The following is a 17,430-nucleotide window of genomic DNA, read 5'->3' on the forward strand; positions in this document are numbered from 1 at the left end:
CGAGTCCGCGCATTTTTTTGGCCCGCGCTTCGCGGCGCACCAAAAGCAAAAGTGGATGAGAAAGAGCGAAATCTTTCTCACCCACTTCTGGAGTGACCAGCCAGAAAATTCTACCGGCTATGGTGCTCTCAAGCGCTTCTGTTCAGCGCACCGATCAACGAAAGTCGCGGCTCGCCGTGAGCAGCTTGCCCAGCTGCGCGGTGTGGTCGACCAGCTTCATCGCCACCAGCGACTGCACGCCCTTTTCGCTTTGCCAGGTGCCCTCGACGCTCAGCAGTCGTGCGGCGAGCAGCGCCGCGCGGTGCGCCTCCGCAACCTGCGGCCACACGATGATGTTGACCGTGCCCGTTTCGTCCTCCAGCGTCGCGAACACCACGCCTTTCGCCGTGCTGGGGCGCTGGCGGTGCGTGACGATGCCACTCGCGCGCACCTGCTGGCGATCGAGCGCGTTCACCCTCAGATCCTCTGCGGTGCGGATGCCCCACCCGGTGAGCTTGGGTCGGATCAGGGCCAGCGGATGCCGCCGCAGGCTCAGGCCTGTGGTCGCGTAGTCGTCGGCTATCTCCGCACCTTCCTCCGGAACAGCGAACCCGAACGCCTCCTCGACGGTGCGCGCCTCGCGCAGCATGCGAGTCGGCCGGGTGTCGACACCCTTGGCTGCCCACACCGCGTCAGGCCGGTGCCCTGCGATGCTCAGCAACGCGTCCGCGCTGGCCAGGCAGGCGAGGTCGTGCGCGTCGAGCTCAGCGCGCATGGCCAGGTCTTCTACCGTGGCGAAAGGGGCCGCGTCTCGCGCAGCAACGATGCGCCTGGCAGCCTCCTCGCGCATGCCAGCGATGCGCGATAGCCCCAGGCGCACGGCACGCAGCGGCATGGCGTACCTCGTGTCCCAGCGCGATGACGCCGTCGGGCTGCGCGCGGGCTCTTCCAGGGTTGTCTCCCACACGCTCACGGTCGCGTCGACCGGCCGGACGAGCACGCCGTGCTCGCGCGCATCACGCACCAACTGCGCCGGCCCGTAGAAGCCCATCGGCTGGCTGTTGAGCAACGCGGCCAGCATCGCATCGGGATGGTGGCGCTTGAGCCAGCAGCTCACGTAGACCAGCAGCGCGAAGGAAGCGCTGTGGCTCTCCGGGAAGCCGTAGCTGCCGAAGCCCTTGATGCTCACCAGCACCTGGTCGATGAAGGCCTGCTCGTAGCCCTTCCTGGTCATCCGCTCGGTGAGCCTGCGCTCGTGCACCTCGAGCCCCCCGCGCTTGCGCCAGGCACCCATCGCGCGGCGCAGCTGGTCAGCCTCCCCCGGGGTGTAGTCCGCACACACCATCGCCAGCTTCATGGCCTGTTCCTGGTAGAGGCAGATCCCCAGCGTGCGCTCGGTGACTTCGCGCACCGCATCGTTCGGATACCCGAAAGACTCTTCGCCGGCGCGCCGGCGCAGGTACGGGTGGACCATGCCGCCCTGGATCGGGCCCGGCCGAACGATCGCGACCTGGATCACCAGGTCGTAGAAGCATCGAGGCTTGATCCGGGGGAGCATGCTCATCTGCGCCCGGCTCTCGATCTGAAAGACCCCCACGGTATCGGCCTTGCAGATCATGTCGTAGGTGGCCACGTCTTCCGGCGGTACATCCTGCATCCGCATCGGCGGTCCGCCAGCCTTCTCGCCGGCGAGGTCCAGCGCGCGGTGGATCGCAGTGAGCATGCCCAACGCCAGGATGTCGACCTTGATGAGCCCGGTCGCGTCCAGGTCGTCTTTATCCCATTGGACGATGCTTCGGTTTTCCATCGCGGCGTTCTCCACCGGCACCAGGCGACTGATCTTGTCGCGGGCGATCACGAAGCCGCCGGGGTGCTGGCTCAGGTGCCGCGGAAACCCCCGCACCGTCTCGGCGAGCTGCAGCCAACGCGCCACCTTCGGGTCGGTAACGTCGATCCCGTTTTCCTGCAGGCAGCTTTCGCTGATCCAGTCCTCATCGTCGCCGTAGGCACTGCCGGCCAGCGCCTCGACCTGGTCCAGCGGCACACCCATGGCCTTGCCCACGTCGCGCAGCGCGGACTTCGTGCGGTAGCTGATTGCCACTGCGGTGAGAGCCGCCCGCTCGCGGCCGTACTTCTCGTAGATGTACTGCATCACCTCTTCACGGCGCTGGTGCTCGAAGTCAATGTCGATGTCGGGTGGCTCGCGCCGCTCCGCGCTGATGAAGCGCTCGAACAGCACGCTCATGCGCTCGGGATCCACCGAGGTGACGCCCAGGCAGTAGCACACTGCGCTGTTGGCCGCCGAGCCTCGACCCTGGCAGAGGATGCCGCGGGCGCGGGCCCAGTGCACGATGTCTGCCACGGTGAGAAAGTACGGCTCGTAGCCCAGCTGCGCGATCGTCGTGAGCTCGTGCTCGATCTGGGCGCGCACTTTCTCGGGCACGCCCTCGGGATAGCGACCCGCCGCACCGTCCCAGGCGAGCTTGCGCAGGTGCGAGGCGGGCGTCTCGCCCTCGGGCACCACCTCGCGCGGATATTCGTACTGCAACTCTTCCAGCGAGAAGGTGCACAGGCTGGCCACCTTCACCGTCTCTTCCATCCAGGCGGCCGGTACCTGCTCGGCCAGCACCGCTCGCCCACGCAGGTAGGCCTCGGCGTTCATCTGCAGCGCAAAGCCGGCCTCGGCCACCGTGGTGCCGATCCGCACGGCGGTGAGCACGTCCTGCAGGGGCTTGCGGTGTCGCGTGTGCATGACGGGGCTCGCGCTGGCCACGATGGCCAGGCCGGTGCGCTCGGCAGCCTGCTCGACCAGCCACAGCCGCAGTTCGTCGTCCAGGCCGAGCGGGCGCGGAGCGACGATCCACGCACGCCCAGGAAACCAGGTCTTGAGCCACATCGCCTGGGCGAACAGCGACTCGGCGGTGGCGTCGGGCTGCGGCAGCAGGAGCACCAAGCAGCCGGGCATGCCCGCCAGGTGCGGTGCCTGGATGTTGCGGCCCTCCACATCCGTCACCAAAGCCGTGTAGCGGCCCTTGGCGGCCCGCCGGCGCGCGAGTGTGATGCACTCGCACAGGTTGCCCCACCCCTGCTTGTTCTGCGCCAGAATCACCACGCGCGCATGGGCGTGACCACGCTCGGTGGTGAGCAGGATCTCGCTGCCGCAGATGAAATGCAGGCCGGATTCCCTGGCATGCAAGTGCGCTCGCACAACCCCCGACACAGAACACTCGTCCGTGAGCGCCAGGGCTGAGTACAGCTTGGCGGCCGCACGCTCCACCAGTTCCTCGGGCTGCGAGGCGCCGACGAGAAAGGTGAATGCCGAGCGGCAATGCAGCTCGGCATAAGGCGGGGGTTCAGCGGGATACATACTGTGTTTAAAACCAGTATTCTGAACGCTTTGGGGCATCTCGCCCACCCCGGTGCAATGCCTATCCCGGCGCCGTGTCCTATTCTCCTAATTTCACCATTGCAATAGACAGAGCGCCTTGCTCGACGTCTTTATTTTTACTATCATGATGGGCAATATGGCAAAGAGCAGCGTCCTTGCGCAGTCCACGCAAGCCCCTACCACCATTGTCGAGATTCATACCGGCGGGGTGTGGCGCCCTGCGGCCACACTGCAGGCGCTTGGCGCGGATCGGTGCCGCTTCGAGTACCTGACCGAGTACGTCTTCGACGAAGCCCCACTCCCCATCGCGCTGGGCCTGCCCATCGGGTTCGAGCCCGACAGATTCATCGAGGGCCCGACGGGCCCAGAGGCTGACCGACGCCCGCCGGCCTTTCTCTACGACCTGGTGCCCCAGGGAAAAGGCCGCAAGTTCCTGCTGGAGCGGCTGGAGCTGGCCGACAGCGACACCCTCATCATGCCGCTGGTGATGGCTGGGGCCTTCAACCCGATCGGATGCCTGCGGTTCACGAGCGCGCTGGAGTTCTTTCGCAACGAGGCCAAGCGGCATCCTGATCCCGAGACGGCCGAAGGCTTCGACTTCGCGGAGGTCCTTCACCGAAGCCAGGAATTCACGGACCATCTCTCCTTGCACGCGATGCTCGCTTCGGGCACCACCGGCGTGCAGGGCGTCGCGCCCAAATTCCTGCTGACCTCTGATCGGGACGGGCGATGGTTCGCCGACATGGCGCTGCCAGATGAGCGTGCGCACGAGCATTGGCTTCTGAAGTTGCCACGAGGGAAAAGCGACGCTGATCGCGCGGTGCTGCGTAACGAGGCCGGCTTCCTCCGGTTGGCCGAGAAATGCGGGATTCGGACCTTCGCGCCGCCGCAGCTTCACAACGAAATCCTTTTCGTTCGCCGCTTCGATCGCCAGGTGATCGACGGCAAGCTGCACAGGCTGCATCAGGAGAGCCTGGCGAGCATCTGCGGGCTGCGCGGATTCGGCATCCCCAAGAGCCAGCAGCTCCTTCTTGAGGGCTTGCGCGACGCTGTTTCCGAACCGCTGGCCGAGACGATCGAGTTCATGAAGCGAGACGCACTGAACATGGCGATGCGCAACACCGACAATCATGCGCGCAACACGGCGGTGCAGCGGCTGGTCGACGGGACCATCCAGCTCACGCCAGTGTTCGATTTCGCGCCCATGTACCTGGATGCCGAGGTCATTGTTCGTGGCTGCCACTGGCGCGACGCGAGCGGCACGATCCAGCGGACCTGGGCCGAGGTCGTCGAGACCCTCGCGGTCCCGGACAGCGAGCGCAAGAGCATCGCAGGCGCACTCGCGTCCTTTGCCGACGTGGTCGCCGCTCTCCCTGACATCGCGAAGGATTGCGACATCGAGCCCAGTGTGATCGAGGCCTGCCGCGCGACAATCGCCGCACAGGCCGAGCAGCTGCAAGCACTGGCGCCCCTGGGCCTGGGAGGCCGCCATGGATAAGCGCCGCACGCGGTCTAACGCGGCGCGCGAGTTGCAGCTACGCGATGCGCTCTACCGCGCCATCACGTCCGGGGACATGTCTACCGGACAGGCTGTCGCCTCGCTACGGCGCATCAGCAAGCTGACCCAGCCCGAGTTCGCCAAGCACCGGAACCTGAGCGTTCAAAGCCTACGCGCGATCGAGGCCGACAACGCAAATCCGACGGTCGACACCCTCAACAAGGTCGCGGCCATCTTCGGCTTGCAGGTGGGCTTTGTTCCAAAAGGGAAAGGCTCGAGCTCCTGGCGCGAGATCGAACAGGACTTGGCGAACGCAGCTCCTGGCGTCGATCCGAAGAATCCGTAGCGAGAGCAACGGCGCCGACAAACCCAACGAAGAGAAACGCGACCATGACCCAACAAGCAAGAGGCTCGGCCAAAGTACCCGGAGATCTCACATTCGAAACCACCGTCTTCGGCCTGGTGGTGCTTTCCATGGGTGCGTTCCTGCTCTACACAGCGTGGTCCGCGGATCAAGAGGTCACCCCGTTGAAGCTTTCACAAGCCCCGGCTGGTTGTATCGCCGACCGCCTGAGCAAGGAGGTTCAAATGAGTGCCAAGCCGCTTACGAACCAAGCATATGACGCCATCAGACGCCAGTGCGACGCTGATGAGAAACTAAAGGAACAGCGCGATGCCTTACCACGGCCTTGAAATCAAGTGATCTTCGTCTTCTCCTTCTGGATTCTCCTCATCAGCCTCGTCGTAGCAGGCCGCCCCGCGCAGCCAGGCTGGCAACGCGCCTGCGCTGTCTCCATTGCCTTCTTCCTCAGCCTGACCTTCCTGCAAGCAATGGGCATGTTTTCCCCAAGGGGTGTCGAAGGCAATGCGACGAACTTCACCCCGGTTCTGATCCTCCTCCTGGGCGCAGGCACCCTCGTCTTCTTCGTCGTCGTATTGATCTCCCTGCGCCCGCCCGCAAAGCCGAGTCATGTGCAAACCGGAACGGCAGTCCTCTCGGCAGTGATCGGCGTCTACTTGATGTTCGTCGCTGTCGATCACTGGTGGTTCTTTCGGGGCGACGACGAGAAGAACGGTTGGACTTCTCCTGCGGCGCTCGGAGTCAAGGAAGTCACTTGCGACTTCGCGTTGGCGCGCGAGGAAGGCAATGCCATCGCATACCGCTGCCCGCACCTCTTCATCTTCGGCAGAGCCTACGCACACCCTTTCGTGCCATGGCCCTCCTACACATCAGGCACCAGCGTTGAACTGAAATCAAGGCTGGACGAGCTCATGCGCGAGGCTGACAGGAATGCTCAATCCGCGGGATCCGGAGGACGACCATGACTACATCGCGTTTGCACGATCTCACCACCCTTGCCGCCGTCAAAGCGTTGGATGGCCGCATCTACGCCCTACTGACCGAACAAGAGCTCGAGCTCCTTTGGTTGTTCGCAGCGCAGGGCCGCAAGGTTGGCGTTCGGGTCACAGTCGGTGGAGAGCCGATCCTCTCGGTGCGCACCCAGAACGAACATGATCGCCTGCGATCAAAAAACCGTGTGGTGGCAGTGATCGCCGAATCGATTTCATCGTGAATCTGTTCATCGTCATCGATATCACCATGACCGTCTCAGCCATCACCCTCGTGGGTGGTTTGATAGTGCGCGACGTGCGTCGTTGGCTGCGCGAGCAATCTGACCTGTGAGGCGGTCCTGAAGAAGTCCGCGAAGTATTCCAGGATCCCCAGCGCAGCAGATCTGGCCGCGTTTGGGGGCATGCACTGCTCGCAGCTACATCGAGAAGCAGTCGCGAATGGATGGCGTTGTCCTTCGTGCAACCGCAATGCCAATGAGGTCGTGCGATGGACGGAAATCCTGGGGCCGTCCTGGCGTGAGAAGTTCGCCGACGAGTTCGGCATGGGATTCACAACCAGCCTGGTGTACCACCATTGCCATAGCGAGTCGCTGTCGCCCAGATTTCCGCGCACGCTGATCTGCGGAGACTGCAACACTGCAGACGGCGCCGCGAAGCGCAAGCTCGGCCTCCCTGCTGATTGGTCGTTCTCTCCTGCCGAGCTTGCGCGTTTCGTGAAGGTGCTGCCGCACTCGGGCAAGGCCTCGATCAACTATGCAATCGCACACCAGATCTACGACGCGGCCAAGCGTCCCTCGAACACTGCGAAATTCTGGGACTAGCGTGGCTCGACGCTTGTTTCCACCAGCTTCCCGCCGCTGAAGTAGCAGACTGCCTTGAACGTCAATTCGCCTGCGTCGAATGGAATCGTCGCCATGGCATTCCCGAGGGCAACCGTGCTTCGCTCCACTCGCTCGCTCGCGGGATAGCGCTTCATGGCGGATGAGCGGCGCAGCTTTTGCCGGGCGGAGTCAGCACACGCCGCCGTCATCTGCGCGTCCGAGGTAGCCTCTGCGCCCGCCCTGTCCGAGTGGGGCACCGTACCAGAGCGAATGTCAGCCTCAGTGACGTAGAAACGAGTGAAGGCGATGCCCTGCCCCTGGGCACCACAATCCGCGAAGAACACGACCTTCTTCGATCTCGCATCCGATCGATGATCCGAAAGGCCGATCCCTTCGAGAACGACACAGTCCTTTGACCTTCGAACCAGTTCGGCCGCAGGCTCCATCAAGTCGTTGATCTTCCGGAAGCCCTCCTTGCCCCAAGCCGCGAATGCCTTCGGGTATCCAGCCTTGTCCATTCGCCACATCGAAACATCCACTCCGGCCTGCACTACTGGCGCAATTGCTCCCACCACGAAGGCGAACAGAGCACATCGCTTGATGCTGATCATGGGCAACTCCTTGTCGCGTTCTGGACGTTCAGATCTTCGGCCTCGTTGCCTTGCAGGCCTTCTCCCATTGCCACGTGTAGGGCAAGTCTCCGCCGTGCTTTGACTTCCAGGAAGCCATCACGTCTTTCGCCAGGTAGGCCGTGTAGATCATCTTTCCCGAGATTCGGTTGATGTCCAGGACGTAGCTCTTACCGAAGGCCATCACGCGCGCCTCGATCTTGTTCGAGGTGATCTTGGCGTCCGTGAAGACCGGACCACTATTGCGCTCCGGAGAGCTGACCGTCTTGTCCTCCAGATTGACCTCCCATGAATCTGCCCTGTCCTTCAGGAGGTTGACCAGGTCGTACTCCATGAGCGCATCCTGCAAGAACTGGTCTTGAGGATTTTTCGGCACCTGCTTGTAGACCTTGGCGAAATCCACGCCAGAAAAGGACGTCGTCGTGCAGCTGAGGTAGATCGACTCGGCGTGCGCCGCGAACCCCGCGAGCGCAAGGCTGAGCGAGGACACGATTCGAAGTGACAGGGGCAAGCGAACGGGCTTCATGTTTGCGTGGCTGTGGCTGGGCGTGGCAACTGTAACCGCCGCCGCGCGCTCCCAGGGCCCCGTCAGCGAGCGCGTGCCGTGCACAATCTGCCCATGTGCTACTCCGCCCAGATCAGGGCCGACTACAAGCGATTCTTCCACCTCTTCGGTGGCGTGCTCAGCCTGCGCGAGTTCGTGAAGCTGTACGGCAAGCGCAAGGACGATCCCAAGATCAGTATCCCCAAGGCCGTCGACGCCGCATTCGGCGTTCCGCAATCCGACGAGGAGCGCGAGATCAAGTGGATGATCGATACCTTCAACGCGGCCCAGGCCTCCAGGCTTGAGCAGGACCTGTTCAAGCAGCGCAAGCGCCTGGCCGACGCGCAGCGCACGCTGCAGACCAAGGTCACGAAGAAGGCGAATGAGGACGTGCGCATAGCGACTGACAAGATCGCACGCGATCGCGCAAAGCTCGCGGACCTGAGCCGCACAGATCTACCGCCACGCGATGCCCGGATCTTCCCCGGCAGCTATGCCCCCGTCATGATCTGGGAGGATGGGCGTTTCGTGGTCGTGCCGATGCGCTACCAATGCAGGCCAGAGGGCAAGCCTGCGTTCTATGACACGAAGCTCCCTGGTCTCTACAACGCGCGACGCGACAACCTGGAGCGCTTCTGGAAGCAGCAGTTCGGGCACACGCACGCCATCATGGCGGCCGATCTCTTCTACGAGCACGTCATGCGCGACGGCAAGGACATCGTTCTGGAGTTCAAGCCCCAGCATCTGCCGGACATGCTGGTGGCCTGCCTATGGTCGCGATGGACCGGCCCGGACGGTGAGGAGCTTCTCTCGTTCGCGGCGATCACCGACGAGCCCCCGGAAGAGGTAGCTGCCACCGGCCATGACCGATGCATCGTTCCGATCAAGCCCGAGAACGTCGAAGCTTGGCTGCGGCCCGATCCATCTGATCTGGCGGCGCAGTTCGCCATACTGGACGACCGCGAGCGGCCCTACTACGAGCACCGCCTGGTGGCCTGAGCGGGAGGAGCGGTCGCGCTCCGGTGCCGTGCGGTTGGTCCTGGCTGCCACTGCGAGAGCGGCCCCGGCCCTTCTCACACCTGCTTGTCGACGAAGGCTGACCGGGCCTTCTGCTCACCTGCCGCCTCTGCGATCGCCCGCCTCTCTTGATGCACCCATCGATAAAGGTGCTGGAAGTCGATGCTGCCGTTTTCCCTCGTGCTCTCCTGCAGGTCCCGGTAGGCCTCTTTGTCGACCGGCGAGTAGTTCGCCAAGCTCCCGTAGATGAAGTCGTCGTAGGTCGTCTGCGCGGCGCTGAAAACCTTGACGCCGATGAACGTGCCCAGAGCTGCGAAAACTGGGAGCAAGAGGTTGAGCTCGGGTCCTGTCCAGGGTAGCTTTGGGAGGTCAACCCCCAAGGTCGCCAGACTGGCTTGGGCGGCCACGCAAAGGACGAACGCCCAGATGCCATACACCTTGGCCGCCTCACTGCGCGGCCCTTTGGATGACCATGGTCGATTCGCCACCCACTCCTCGCGCTTGTGCGCAGCGCGCTCGATCTGAAATACCCATTGGCGCTTCGTCTTCCAGATCACCGTTTGCGAGGGCGTGGTCATATCAATCATTCGTGCCACCTTGGACGTCGGAACTACCGCCATTGACAGCATCCGTGCGCCCATCGCGCAGGAACAGCCTGGTGGTAGTGGTGGCGAGCATCGCGTCGACAGTGGCCCCGTGCAGGGGAAGCGCTTCGGATGAGGCGGCCACGCCATTCAGGACCGTTTTTCCTTCTCGGACTGAAGCGAAAACCATGTTGTTGGGCTGGCTCTGGCTGTAGGGTGCGGGCATCGCTCTTTCCAGTGACTCACCATGGCAGCGAAAGATGGGCTGCTGCCGGCGCCGGTGTTCCAAGTTCAATTCTGTGGTGAGCCCGCTTCGAGTATGCCCATTCGGCGGACTACTGCGCTAGGTTGCGAGATCGCAGTCACCTCGTCATCCGCCCCAACCTTGCGCGAATCGGCCCGGAGTTCTCATACTGTCCGAGGCGCACTTTGCGTCGTCGAGCAATTCACCGAAATCATGACCAGTCTCCAAGCGATTAGCGACCAAATTGCGGAACACGAACGCCATGTGGCGGCGTTGCTCGCCCAGGCAGCGCCACTGCGCGCCGCAGCACGCTCTGACGCGATCGCGCAGGTACGCGCCAAGATCGTGGAGTTCGGCCTCACCACCCGTGAGCTGGGGTTCAGATTCGGCGGCTCCAGCAGGATTCCGAAGTCCAGCGCCGCTGCAACCGCTGGCCCCTATTTCCATCCGAACACTCACGAGAGCTGGTCAGGTCACGGGCGCCGGCCTCTGTGGGTCGAATCTGCCCTGGCCACGGGCTACTCGCTCAAGTCCCTGCAGCGCCGCCCGACGTGATTCAATCCACGCTGCACCGAATCATCCCCTCCCTTGCCATGAACATCTTCGACGCACTCACCACCGCCGGCGCGCGCCAGGCCTCAACCGCGTGGGCGCGCACGGCCGGCTGGGCGATGGAGGAGCGTCCCGTCGCTGGAGCCCACAAGATCGTCGTGACAGGCTCGGCCAGCATCTTCGTTTGCCGTGGCCAACAGGCACGCATGCTGGTGGCCACCGAAAGCCCCGACGACCTGGTGCGGATCCACACTGACATCGTTGGCTCAAAGCTCGTGATCGACCAGGAGCCCACCGTCATCTACGGCAAGGCAACAGTGTCGAGCGTGCGCGGGTCTGCAACCCAGTTCTTCCAGAACGTGGTCATCCACGGAGGCGTGGCCGCAAGGGACATCATCCACACGTACGGCGATCGACGCGGGGACTCCACGACCGTCGAGTCCAGCTCGGGGAGCAATATCGTTCACGGCGCAGGCCGCACCATGGTCGCCATCGTGGCTCCCGACATCGAGGCGATCTCGATCAAGGGCAGCGCCGAGGTGTTTCTGTTCGACCTGGACCAGGACGAACTATCGCTGGACGTCAAGGGCTCCGCATCGATCGAGGCCGCGGGGCGCGTGCAGCAGCTGGAAGTCGACGTCTCAGGCTCGGGCAACATCGATGCACGCGAGCTCGTTGCTCAGCATGCCGACGTTTCCGTGTCCGGCTCGGGTCATGTGCGAGCCCGCGCGGCCGAGGCGGTGCGGGCCAGAGTTTCCGGATCCGGCCGAGTGCGCATCTGGGGCAATCCACCCAAGCGCGATCACAAGGTCTCGGGGGTTGGTGACGTGCGCTTTGAAGAGGCCCGGCAATGACCGCGCCTGTCGCGTTCTGCTTTTCGGCCCTTTGGGCCCTCCTGGGGATGGGCGCCAGCGTGCTGGCAGACGGGGATCCTGTGCTCACGCTGTGCTCGGCCTCCGCGTTGATCCCGACGGTGGTCTTTTTCTGGGCGGGCATTCGCGCCTTCCGTCTGTTGCGCGCTGCGAACACGCCTGAGTGCGCCTCGGAGTGAACGTCGCAAGGAAGAGCGGGTGGGCCGCAACACGTGACGAGGTCGGACTGGAACGGATGACCGGTCCAGATCGGAACGGGTGACCAAGTCGGACTGGAATACGCACGGCCGACAGCCAGGAGTTTTCAGCAGCCGACCGTGTTGCTATTCTGTTGCCCCCGCTCCGGTAGTTCCGCTCCCACCTTGTCCATGCCTGCCTCCGAAACCTGCTTTGTCCACGGTGCCCAAACCAATACGTTGGCCGCCCTCGTTTGGACCGCGCTTCAGCGGCTTGACCTTGCTCTGCCCAACCTGGTCGACGAGGGTGTGGGCGAGTCTCGCGGTCTTACCATGCAGGTGAAGTGGGCGCGTAGCATGACCGAGCCGATGTTCGCCTGCGAGGTCCTGGACGCTGCGAATCGCGAGAGCTGGGAGCTCGGCCTGGCCGACACCGGGATGCCGCATCCTGTGGCGTTCTGGAGGCGTTGCTGGGGATCAGCGACAACCCCTCCGCTCCCGTGGGTTGAGATCATCGACCAACCTCACGTGCTCGAGCCTCACGCGCCACAGAACGAGCCGAGCTTCCTGAAGATGGTCTATGCCCTCGCAATGCGCGGCCCGGGGTTCTTTGCCAGCGACGACGGCCAGCGGCGCCAGCTCGAGGACGAGGTCACCTACTGGCGCGGCCAAACACGCGCACAAGCCAAGGCCCATCGAGCAGAACGGGCCCAGCTCGCCGCGCGACATTTGGTCGAACTGGGCCGCGAGCGGCCCGCGGATGAGCCCGCAGCGCCAGCTCGAGCGTGGAAGCTGGGCGAGATCGCGGAATGGGCTGCAGAGAACAGCGATCGCATCATCATCCTGCCGCGGGCGATCGCCGCGACGAAGAAGTCCGACTACCACCAGCATTCGCACGTCTTCGAGGCGCTCGAGGTGCTCGCCGAGGTTTATCCGGCCGTGAAAGCGGGCGCTTTGCCCCGCGACGAGCTGAAGCGACGGTGCACTGAGGCATTTCTCGATATAGGGGGCTCGGTTGACCGGAGCGTCGCCGGCGAGGCCGGGGACGAGTATTTCATCCGATGGCGCGGTGAACGAAGGTTCCTGGACCAGCACCTGGGCCGTGGCAATGCACGTGACCCCAGATTCTCAATGCGCATCTACTACACCTGGGACGAGATCGACGGCGTGGTCGTCGTCGGTTGGATGCCAAGTCACCTCACAGCAGGAATGACCTGACATGGCCAAGAGCAAGGCCGAAAAGGCAAAGGCACGCGAGAAGCGCAAGAAGGATGCGCGCAGGCGAGAAGATATGCGCCGCGCTTCATCAAAAACGATCAGGAATGCGATCCAGAGCGTCTTCGACGGAACCGCGACCGCGTCCGACCTGGCGCGAGTCCTGAACGCCGAGTCACGCCCACCACCCGCTCACCCGTTCGACGATGAACTCGCGTCGCAAGTGAATGAGCTGCGCAAAGAAGTCGATCGCTACCTTTTCGCCTTCATCGGTGCAATGGAAAGCGACTGCAGGGCATGGACCATGATCCCCGGCATCCTTGTAGGCGGCCTCCCAGGGGAGTCGGGCGATCCACCTGGTGCAATCGGAGAGTTCGATAGTGAGCCGTATCCCCTGGCATTTGGCTACGCCGGAAACCTCACGTTCGAGCCGGTGGAGGACTACCTGAACGATTGTCCTGAGGCGTTGGCGGCGACGTGGTGCATCACAACCAAGTTCGAAGAGATGATCGATGGGCTGCTCTGCATCGCGCTGAGCGGCAATCGCAACGGTGCCCGTGCCGTGCATGTCATCCGTGATGGCCGCTGGGTTCGCTTGCACGGTGTAAGTACCGTTGAACGGTTCTTCGTCGGCTCACTGAACGAAGTCATAGAACAGCATCATCCGGACGGTGTTCTTCTCGCCACAGCCGCCAGGATCGAGACGCTTCTTCGAGGAAAAACGACCCTCGATGATGCCCTCGGACAGATTGAGGGTGTCCCTGACGGCGAGTTGCAGGAGCGCATGAAACCGCATCTTGAGCATCTCCGACGTGGTCTGTTCGGCTATCACGACGATCTGATGTCCCTCGTCGACCACATCGGGTCCTCAAATCAAGCGAGTGAAGCTGCGATTCAGCTACTGCAGCAGCTTCTGCATTCGAGCAAAGCGACAGCGGACGAAGAAACGAGACGGGCTCAGGACGCCAGGCGCGAACTTGCGCTCCTGAAAACCAAGATTGCCACGTTGACCCGCGAAGATCGCAAAGAGACACCAGAGGCCAGCCTCGCCAAGCAACCGGAACACCACGGGCCGGCGCGCCCCCTTCGCGAGCGCCTCTCCGAGATCTTCAAATAGTCCGCTTCACTGAATGTCTGGTGCCAACTCGCTGCGTAGCTGGTCTTCCATCGTCTCGCGACGGCGGATCAGCTTGGCGCTGGCGCCGCTCACCAGCACCTCGGCGGCACGGCCGCGCGTGTTGTAGTTGCTGGCCATGCTCATGCAGTACGCACCCGCCGACAGCACCGCCAGCAGGTCGCCGGCCACCACGTTGAGGGCGCGGTCGCGGCCGATCCAGTCGCCGCTTTCGCAGACCGGTCCCACCACGTCGTAGGTCGGGGCGTCGCCGGCGCGCTCGCGCAGCGGCACGATCTTCTGGAAGGCCTGGTACATCGCGGGGCGCGGCAGGTCGTTCATGGCCGCGTCGACGATGCAGAAGTTCTTGTCTTCGCCGGGCTTGGTGTAGAGCACCTCGGTCACGCACACGCCGGCATTGCCGACCAGCGAACGGCCGGGTTCGATCACCAGCTTGCGCTGGCCGAAGCCGCGCGCGTCGAGCTTGGCGAGCAGCTGCTGCCAGAGGTCATCGGCCTTGGGGGGAACTTCGCCGTTGTAGTCGATGCCCAGGCCGCCGCCGAAGTCCAGGTGATGGATCGGCACGCCGGCCGCCTCGATGGCCTCCACCAGGTCGAGCACGCGGTCGCAGGCGTCCAGGTAGGGCGAGGCTTCGGTGATCTGCGAGCCGATGTGGCAGTCGATGCCGACCACTTCGAGGCCCAGCAGCCGGGCGGCGTGCTGGTAAGCCTGCACCGCACGGTCGTGCGCGATGCCGAACTTGTTGCCCTTGAGGCCCGTGGAAATGTACGGGTGCGTCTTCGGGTCGACGTTCGGATTGATGCGGATGCTGATCGGCGCGCGCACCTTCTCGGCCAGCGCCACCTCGTTGAGCACGTCGAGCTCGGCTTCGCTCTCGACGTTGAAGCAGGCGATGCCGGCCGCCAGGGCCTGACGCATCTCGGCGCGCGTCTTGCCGACGCCCGAGAAGATGATCTTCTTCGGATCCGCGCCCACGGCCAGCACGCGCGACAGCTCACCGCCCGAGACGATGTCGAAACCGCAGCCGGCCTCGGCGAACACGCGCAGCAGGCCGAGCGAGGAGTTGGCCTTCATCGCGTAGCAGATCAGCGCCTCGCGGCCCTCGAAGCCGCGCTGGTAGGCGGCCAGGGCGTCGAGCATCCACTGCTTCGAATAGACGAACAGCGGCGTGCCGTGCGCGCGCGCCAGCGCGTCGAGCGCGACGCCCTCGACGTGCAGGGCGCCGTCGCGTTGGGCGATGTGGGGATGGCCGGGCAGGGAGGTGTTCGTCGTCATTTCTGGGGAGAGGTGGGGGCGCTGCTCGCTGCGGCGGGCTTGGGGGCCGCTTCGTTGTCGGAGGCTTTGGAGCCGCCGGGCGTGAGCAATTGGGGCAAGGTGGCGCGCTGGGCGGCCGCCGGATCGGTCGGCAGGTAGAGCGCGCCCCGCTGTCCGCACGCTACCAAGCCTGCGGCGCTCAGAGCGAGGCAGGCCATCGATGCCGCGCGCCAGCGCAGCGTCACCAGGACATGGAAAACATTGGGCATGCAGGTTCTTTCTCGCAACAGAGCCGCCCCTGGGGACGCCACCTGCGGTTTCGGGCTCAGGATTCGATATTCCGTTCCAAATCAATGATTTAGGAAACGTCGCAAATACTACGACCCGAATTTTCTCATTCGCGCCCGACCGGATTCAAGCGCGCGGCAGATCGGGCACCTGCTCGTCCTCGAGAACCGAAGGCGCCAATGCCCGCTCATGCTCTTCGTGGGGCGTTCCCCCGAAGTTCATGCGGTCATAGAGCGACTTCAGGGCGTGTTCGTCCAAATCGCGGATCGTGCCGCGGTTGAACGTCGTGTTCCCGAACCGCCGGCGGTCAGGCACCCCAACCTCGGACCACAGGGCCGGCGCGCCCGAGGCGTCCGGCACGGCGAACTGATCGGTGAGGTAGAGCTCGAGCGCACGCAGGCGCTGCTGTCCATCGATCACGCAGTTCGACAGCTTGACATGCTCGACGTGGTCGACTCCGCTGACGAGGTCCAATTCGGTGAGGACATAGCTGCCCAGGTGCACGCCGGTCCAGATGCTGCTGACGAAGCGCTGGCACTGGCCCAAGTCCCATTTGAACTCGCGCTGCCAGGGCGCCAGTGGTATTCCCATGACGAACCGAGTCGCCCAGGGATACTCGCGCCGCGCTGCGGCCGCATCGAACCTCTCGAACTCGTGCATGAGCGAGCTGATCGTAGTCGGCGACATCACGGGTGCGAAGTGCGGCCGCGGCATGACCACCATGCCCGCGCGCGGGCGGGCCAAGTCAAGCACTTCGGTGGGCGAAGGCATGGAAAGCGGTCCGCCTAGCTCAGCCGCGCGGCGCCGCGCCTTGGTCGACCTCGGCGGCCTGGTCGCGAGCGGCCAGCGCCTCATCCCACAGTTGGGCCGGGATGATGTACCAGCCGCCGTGCGTCACGGCCCAGTCCACGCTCTGCGATTGCAGGCGCAACAGCTTCGAGAAGCACCCGTCGTGCGTCCCCCGGAACTGCTCCTGCCACCCGCAGTCCTGGGTGACCACGTACTCCTGGTAGCCGTCCACGGGCATGCTGCGGTCCCAGCCGAGCGCCTGGAGCGCATCCGCCAGGCCCGCGGGCGCGGCCTGGTATTCGTAGCCCGTTTCGGTGGTGCCGGCGCGTTTCATTTGGTCAATCTGGCTCATGTCTTTGCCTTTTCCCCTCTCGGGGGCTTCATTCGTTGAACGGTAACTGGATGGCGCGATTATCGAGTGACGACGTGAGCGGTCAGCATGCTGGGGCCGGGGTATCCTGCTTGGCTACCGCCAGCTCGATCGCTCGCCAGTGCAGCGCAGCCCCTACATCCGGGTCCAGGTCGGCGGGCCCGCGCGCGCCGCCGCAGCGTCGGTACAGCCAGTCCGGCGCCCAGGGTGCGTTGAAGCGCCGGTCCTGCGCCTGGCGCTGGTGTTCCGGAACCACCTCGTAGCCATTGGGGCCCCAGTGCGCGAAGATCTCCCAGTCGTCGTTGATGCCATTGCGCACCAGGTTCACGGCCAGGTCGATCCCATCGACGTGGAACGGACACAGCGACGCATCACCCCAGGAGACCGCCCGAAAGGTCGCTGCGTAGCTGCCGTTTTCCTCGCAAGCCCACTGAAGCAGCAATCCAAGGGCAGCCACGGATGAGGCATCTTCGAACAGCCGATCGTCTACAAAGCTCTTCCTGGGCGCGTGCCCCGCAATCTGCAGCGTCTCCTGGGCCACGGCCGCGCACCGCGCCAGCCATTGCCGGCAAAGGCCCGAGCTCATGAGTTCAAAATTGCGCATATGTCGTGTCGATAAGGGCTCGATGCGGAATTCTCCCCTGCCCTCTCGAATTCCAGCGAAGTGTTTTGGCCCGCCAGCCCCACGCCATCGCGGCTGGTGCTTGCCCCTTGGGGGTATG

The 17,430-nt window shown here is 64.0% G+C and carries 22 protein-coding genes; 12 read left to right on the plus strand and 10 right to left on the minus strand.

The window, feature by feature from the left end; genetic code table 11:
* Positions 1–154 precede the first annotated feature (154 nt).
* Positions 155–3,346, minus strand: a complete 3,192-nt coding sequence (locus ACWV14_RS38360; protein ID WP_454909795.1) for an error-prone DNA polymerase — start codon at positions 3,344–3,346, stop codon at positions 155–157.
* Positions 3,347–3,464: 118 nt separating this feature from the next.
* Here ACWV14_RS38360 and ACWV14_RS38365 point away from each other — a divergent pair, with 118 nt between their 5' ends.
* The 6 genes from ACWV14_RS38365 to ACWV14_RS38390 all read left to right on the plus strand — a co-directional run bounded on the left by ACWV14_RS38365 (position 3,465) and on the right by ACWV14_RS38390 (position 7,039).
* The gene (locus ACWV14_RS38365) at positions 3,465–4,865 is read left to right on the plus strand and encodes a type II toxin-antitoxin system HipA family toxin (protein WP_454909796.1); all 1,401 of its coding nucleotides are present in this window, start codon (positions 3,465–3,467) and stop codon (positions 4,863–4,865) included.
* Complete coding sequence (locus ACWV14_RS38370; protein ID WP_454909797.1) at positions 4,858–5,211, plus strand: helix-turn-helix domain-containing protein; 354 nt, start codon at positions 4,858–4,860, stop codon at positions 5,209–5,211. Before ACWV14_RS38365 ends, ACWV14_RS38370 begins: the two co-directional genes overlap by 8 nt.
* A gap of 44 nt (positions 5,212–5,255) precedes the next feature.
* A complete protein-coding gene (locus tag ACWV14_RS38375) occupies positions 5,256–5,558 on the plus strand; it encodes a hypothetical protein (protein WP_454909798.1) in 303 nt (100 codons plus the stop codon).
* A gap of 6 nt (positions 5,559–5,564) precedes the next feature.
* On the plus strand, positions 5,565–6,191 hold the full coding sequence (locus ACWV14_RS38380) for a hypothetical protein (RefSeq protein ID WP_298705483.1): 627 nt from the start codon (positions 5,565–5,567) through the stop codon (positions 6,189–6,191).
* Positions 6,188–6,439, plus strand: a complete 252-nt coding sequence (locus ACWV14_RS38385) for a hypothetical protein (protein WP_454909799.1) — start codon at positions 6,188–6,190, stop codon at positions 6,437–6,439. Before ACWV14_RS38380 ends, ACWV14_RS38385 begins: the two co-directional genes overlap by 4 nt.
* Before the next feature lie 321 nt (positions 6,440–6,760).
* Positions 6,761–7,039, plus strand: a complete 279-nt coding sequence (locus ACWV14_RS38390) for a hypothetical protein (protein WP_454912939.1) — start codon at positions 6,761–6,763, stop codon at positions 7,037–7,039.
* Here ACWV14_RS38390 and ACWV14_RS38395 read toward each other — a convergent pair.
* Together ACWV14_RS38395 and ACWV14_RS38400 are read right to left on the minus strand one after the other, a co-directional pair.
* A complete protein-coding gene (locus ACWV14_RS38395) occupies positions 7,036–7,650 on the minus strand; it encodes a hypothetical protein (RefSeq protein ID WP_454909801.1) in 615 nt (204 codons plus the stop codon). The two genes, ACWV14_RS38390 and ACWV14_RS38395, sit on opposite strands and share 4 nt — an antisense overlap.
* A gap of 28 nt (positions 7,651–7,678) precedes the next feature.
* The gene (locus ACWV14_RS38400) at positions 7,679–8,194 is read right to left on the minus strand and encodes a hypothetical protein (RefSeq protein WP_454909802.1); all 516 of its coding nucleotides are present in this window, start codon (positions 8,192–8,194) and stop codon (positions 7,679–7,681) included.
* A 93-nt stretch (positions 8,195–8,287) separates the two neighbouring features.
* Here ACWV14_RS38400 and ACWV14_RS38405 point away from each other — a divergent pair, with 93 nt between their 5' ends.
* The gene (locus ACWV14_RS38405; protein WP_454909803.1) at positions 8,288–9,211 is read left to right on the plus strand and encodes an SOS response-associated peptidase family protein; all 924 of its coding nucleotides are present in this window, start codon (positions 8,288–8,290) and stop codon (positions 9,209–9,211) included.
* A 74-nt stretch (positions 9,212–9,285) separates the two neighbouring features.
* Here the strand turns inward: ACWV14_RS38405 and ACWV14_RS38410 are convergent, their stop codons facing one another.
* Both ACWV14_RS38410 and ACWV14_RS38415 read right to left on the minus strand, forming a co-directional pair.
* Positions 9,286–9,816 carry a hypothetical protein gene (locus ACWV14_RS38410; RefSeq protein ID WP_454909804.1) on the minus strand — a complete coding sequence of 177 codons (531 nt, stop codon included), beginning with the start codon at positions 9,814–9,816 and terminating at the stop codon, positions 9,286–9,288.
* Positions 9,809–10,039, minus strand: coding sequence for a hypothetical protein (locus tag ACWV14_RS38415; protein ID WP_454909805.1), 231 nt, complete (start codon positions 10,037–10,039; stop codon positions 9,809–9,811). Before ACWV14_RS38415 ends, ACWV14_RS38410 begins: the two co-directional genes overlap by 8 nt.
* A 231-nt stretch (positions 10,040–10,270) precedes the next feature.
* Here ACWV14_RS38415 and ACWV14_RS38420 point away from each other — a divergent pair, with 231 nt between their 5' ends.
* The 5 genes from ACWV14_RS38420 to ACWV14_RS38440 all read left to right on the plus strand — a co-directional run bounded on the left by ACWV14_RS38420 (position 10,271) and on the right by ACWV14_RS38440 (position 13,989).
* Positions 10,271–10,612: an H-NS histone family protein gene (locus ACWV14_RS38420; protein WP_454909806.1), complete on the plus strand. Its 342-nt coding sequence runs from the start codon at positions 10,271–10,273 to the stop codon at positions 10,610–10,612.
* A gap of 38 nt (positions 10,613–10,650) precedes the next feature.
* Positions 10,651–11,463: a GIN domain-containing protein gene (locus ACWV14_RS38425; RefSeq protein WP_454909807.1), complete on the plus strand. Its 813-nt coding sequence runs from the start codon at positions 10,651–10,653 to the stop codon at positions 11,461–11,463.
* Positions 11,460–11,660: a hypothetical protein gene (locus ACWV14_RS38430; RefSeq protein WP_454909808.1), complete on the plus strand. Its 201-nt coding sequence runs from the start codon at positions 11,460–11,462 to the stop codon at positions 11,658–11,660. The genes ACWV14_RS38425 and ACWV14_RS38430 overlap by 4 nt, the downstream gene beginning before the upstream one ends.
* 183 nt (positions 11,661–11,843) lie before the next feature.
* Entirely contained in the window at positions 11,844–12,875 is a 1,032-nt protein-coding gene (locus ACWV14_RS38435; protein ID WP_455342753.1) for a hypothetical protein, read from the plus strand.
* A gap of 1 nt (position 12,876) precedes the next feature.
* On the plus strand, positions 12,877–13,989 hold the full coding sequence (locus ACWV14_RS38440; protein WP_454909810.1) for a hypothetical protein: 1,113 nt from the start codon (positions 12,877–12,879) through the stop codon (positions 13,987–13,989).
* A gap of 6 nt (positions 13,990–13,995) precedes the next feature.
* On the opposite strand, the gene lysA is transcribed toward ACWV14_RS38440, so the two are convergent.
* The 5 genes from lysA to ACWV14_RS38465 form a co-directional block, all read right to left on the minus strand.
* Complete coding sequence (lysA, locus tag ACWV14_RS38445; RefSeq protein ID WP_454909811.1) at positions 13,996–15,282, minus strand: diaminopimelate decarboxylase; 1,287 nt, start codon at positions 15,280–15,282, stop codon at positions 13,996–13,998.
* Entirely contained in the window at positions 15,279–15,530 is a 252-nt protein-coding gene (gene lptM, locus ACWV14_RS38450; protein ID WP_298705527.1) for an LPS translocon maturation chaperone LptM, read from the minus strand. Before lptM ends, lysA begins: the two co-directional genes overlap by 4 nt.
* Positions 15,531–15,675: 145 nt before the next feature.
* Complete coding sequence (locus ACWV14_RS38455; RefSeq protein WP_454909812.1) at positions 15,676–16,320, minus strand: GmrSD restriction endonuclease domain-containing protein; 645 nt, start codon at positions 16,318–16,320, stop codon at positions 15,676–15,678.
* 19 nt (positions 16,321–16,339) lie between these two features.
* On the minus strand, positions 16,340–16,690 hold the full coding sequence (locus ACWV14_RS38460; protein ID WP_454909813.1) for a hypothetical protein: 351 nt from the start codon (positions 16,688–16,690) through the stop codon (positions 16,340–16,342).
* An 82-nt stretch (positions 16,691–16,772) separates the two neighbouring features.
* The gene (locus ACWV14_RS38465) at positions 16,773–17,312 is read right to left on the minus strand and encodes a hypothetical protein (protein ID WP_454909814.1); all 540 of its coding nucleotides are present in this window, start codon (positions 17,310–17,312) and stop codon (positions 16,773–16,775) included.
* Positions 17,313–17,430: the final 118 nt, after the last annotated feature.

It is taken from the genome of Variovorax durovernensis, assembly GCF_977011995.1.

What these genes read in the sequence shown, in the direction of transcription:
- lptM (WP_298705527.1), bottom strand. Translation starts at nt 15,530, where the DNA reads ATGCCCAATGTTTTCCATGTCCTGGTGACGCTGCGCTGGCGCGCGGCA.
- ACWV14_RS38395 (WP_454909801.1), bottom strand. Translation starts at nt 7,650, where the DNA reads ATGATCAGCATCAAGCGATGTGCTCTGTTCGCCTTCGTGGTGGGAGCA.
- ACWV14_RS38360 (WP_454909795.1), bottom strand. Translation starts at nt 3,346, where the DNA reads ATGTATCCCGCTGAACCCCCGCCTTATGCCGAGCTGCATTGCCGCTCG.
- ACWV14_RS38390 (WP_454912939.1), top strand. Translation starts at nt 6,761, where the DNA reads ATGGGATTCACAACCAGCCTGGTGTACCACCATTGCCATAGCGAGTCG.
- ACWV14_RS38385 (WP_454909799.1), top strand. Translation starts at nt 6,188, where the DNA reads ATGACTACATCGCGTTTGCACGATCTCACCACCCTTGCCGCCGTCAAA.
- ACWV14_RS38375 (WP_454909798.1), top strand. Translation starts at nt 5,256, where the DNA reads ATGACCCAACAAGCAAGAGGCTCGGCCAAAGTACCCGGAGATCTCACA.
- ACWV14_RS38430 (WP_454909808.1), top strand. Translation starts at nt 11,460, where the DNA reads ATGACCGCGCCTGTCGCGTTCTGCTTTTCGGCCCTTTGGGCCCTCCTG.
- ACWV14_RS38405 (WP_454909803.1), top strand. Translation starts at nt 8,288, where the DNA reads ATGTGCTACTCCGCCCAGATCAGGGCCGACTACAAGCGATTCTTCCAC.
- lysA (WP_454909811.1), bottom strand. Translation starts at nt 15,282, where the DNA reads ATGACGACGAACACCTCCCTGCCCGGCCATCCCCACATCGCCCAACGC.
- ACWV14_RS38465 (WP_454909814.1), bottom strand. Translation starts at nt 17,312, where the DNA reads ATGCGCAATTTTGAACTCATGAGCTCGGGCCTTTGCCGGCAATGGCTG.
- ACWV14_RS38370 (WP_454909797.1), top strand. Translation starts at nt 4,858, where the DNA reads ATGGATAAGCGCCGCACGCGGTCTAACGCGGCGCGCGAGTTGCAGCTA.
- ACWV14_RS38460 (WP_454909813.1), bottom strand. Translation starts at nt 16,690, where the DNA reads ATGAGCCAGATTGACCAAATGAAACGCGCCGGCACCACCGAAACGGGC.
- ACWV14_RS38415 (WP_454909805.1), bottom strand. Translation starts at nt 10,039, where the DNA reads ATGCCCGCACCCTACAGCCAGAGCCAGCCCAACAACATGGTTTTCGCT.
- ACWV14_RS38400 (WP_454909802.1), bottom strand. Translation starts at nt 8,194, where the DNA reads ATGAAGCCCGTTCGCTTGCCCCTGTCACTTCGAATCGTGTCCTCGCTC.
- ACWV14_RS38455 (WP_454909812.1), bottom strand. Translation starts at nt 16,320, where the DNA reads ATGCCTTCGCCCACCGAAGTGCTTGACTTGGCCCGCCCGCGCGCGGGC.
- ACWV14_RS38440 (WP_454909810.1), top strand. Translation starts at nt 12,877, where the DNA reads ATGGCCAAGAGCAAGGCCGAAAAGGCAAAGGCACGCGAGAAGCGCAAG.
- ACWV14_RS38425 (WP_454909807.1), top strand. Translation starts at nt 10,651, where the DNA reads ATGAACATCTTCGACGCACTCACCACCGCCGGCGCGCGCCAGGCCTCA.
- ACWV14_RS38420 (WP_454909806.1), top strand. Translation starts at nt 10,271, where the DNA reads ATGACCAGTCTCCAAGCGATTAGCGACCAAATTGCGGAACACGAACGC.
- ACWV14_RS38410 (WP_454909804.1), bottom strand. Translation starts at nt 9,816, where the DNA reads ATGATTGATATGACCACGCCCTCGCAAACGGTGATCTGGAAGACGAAG.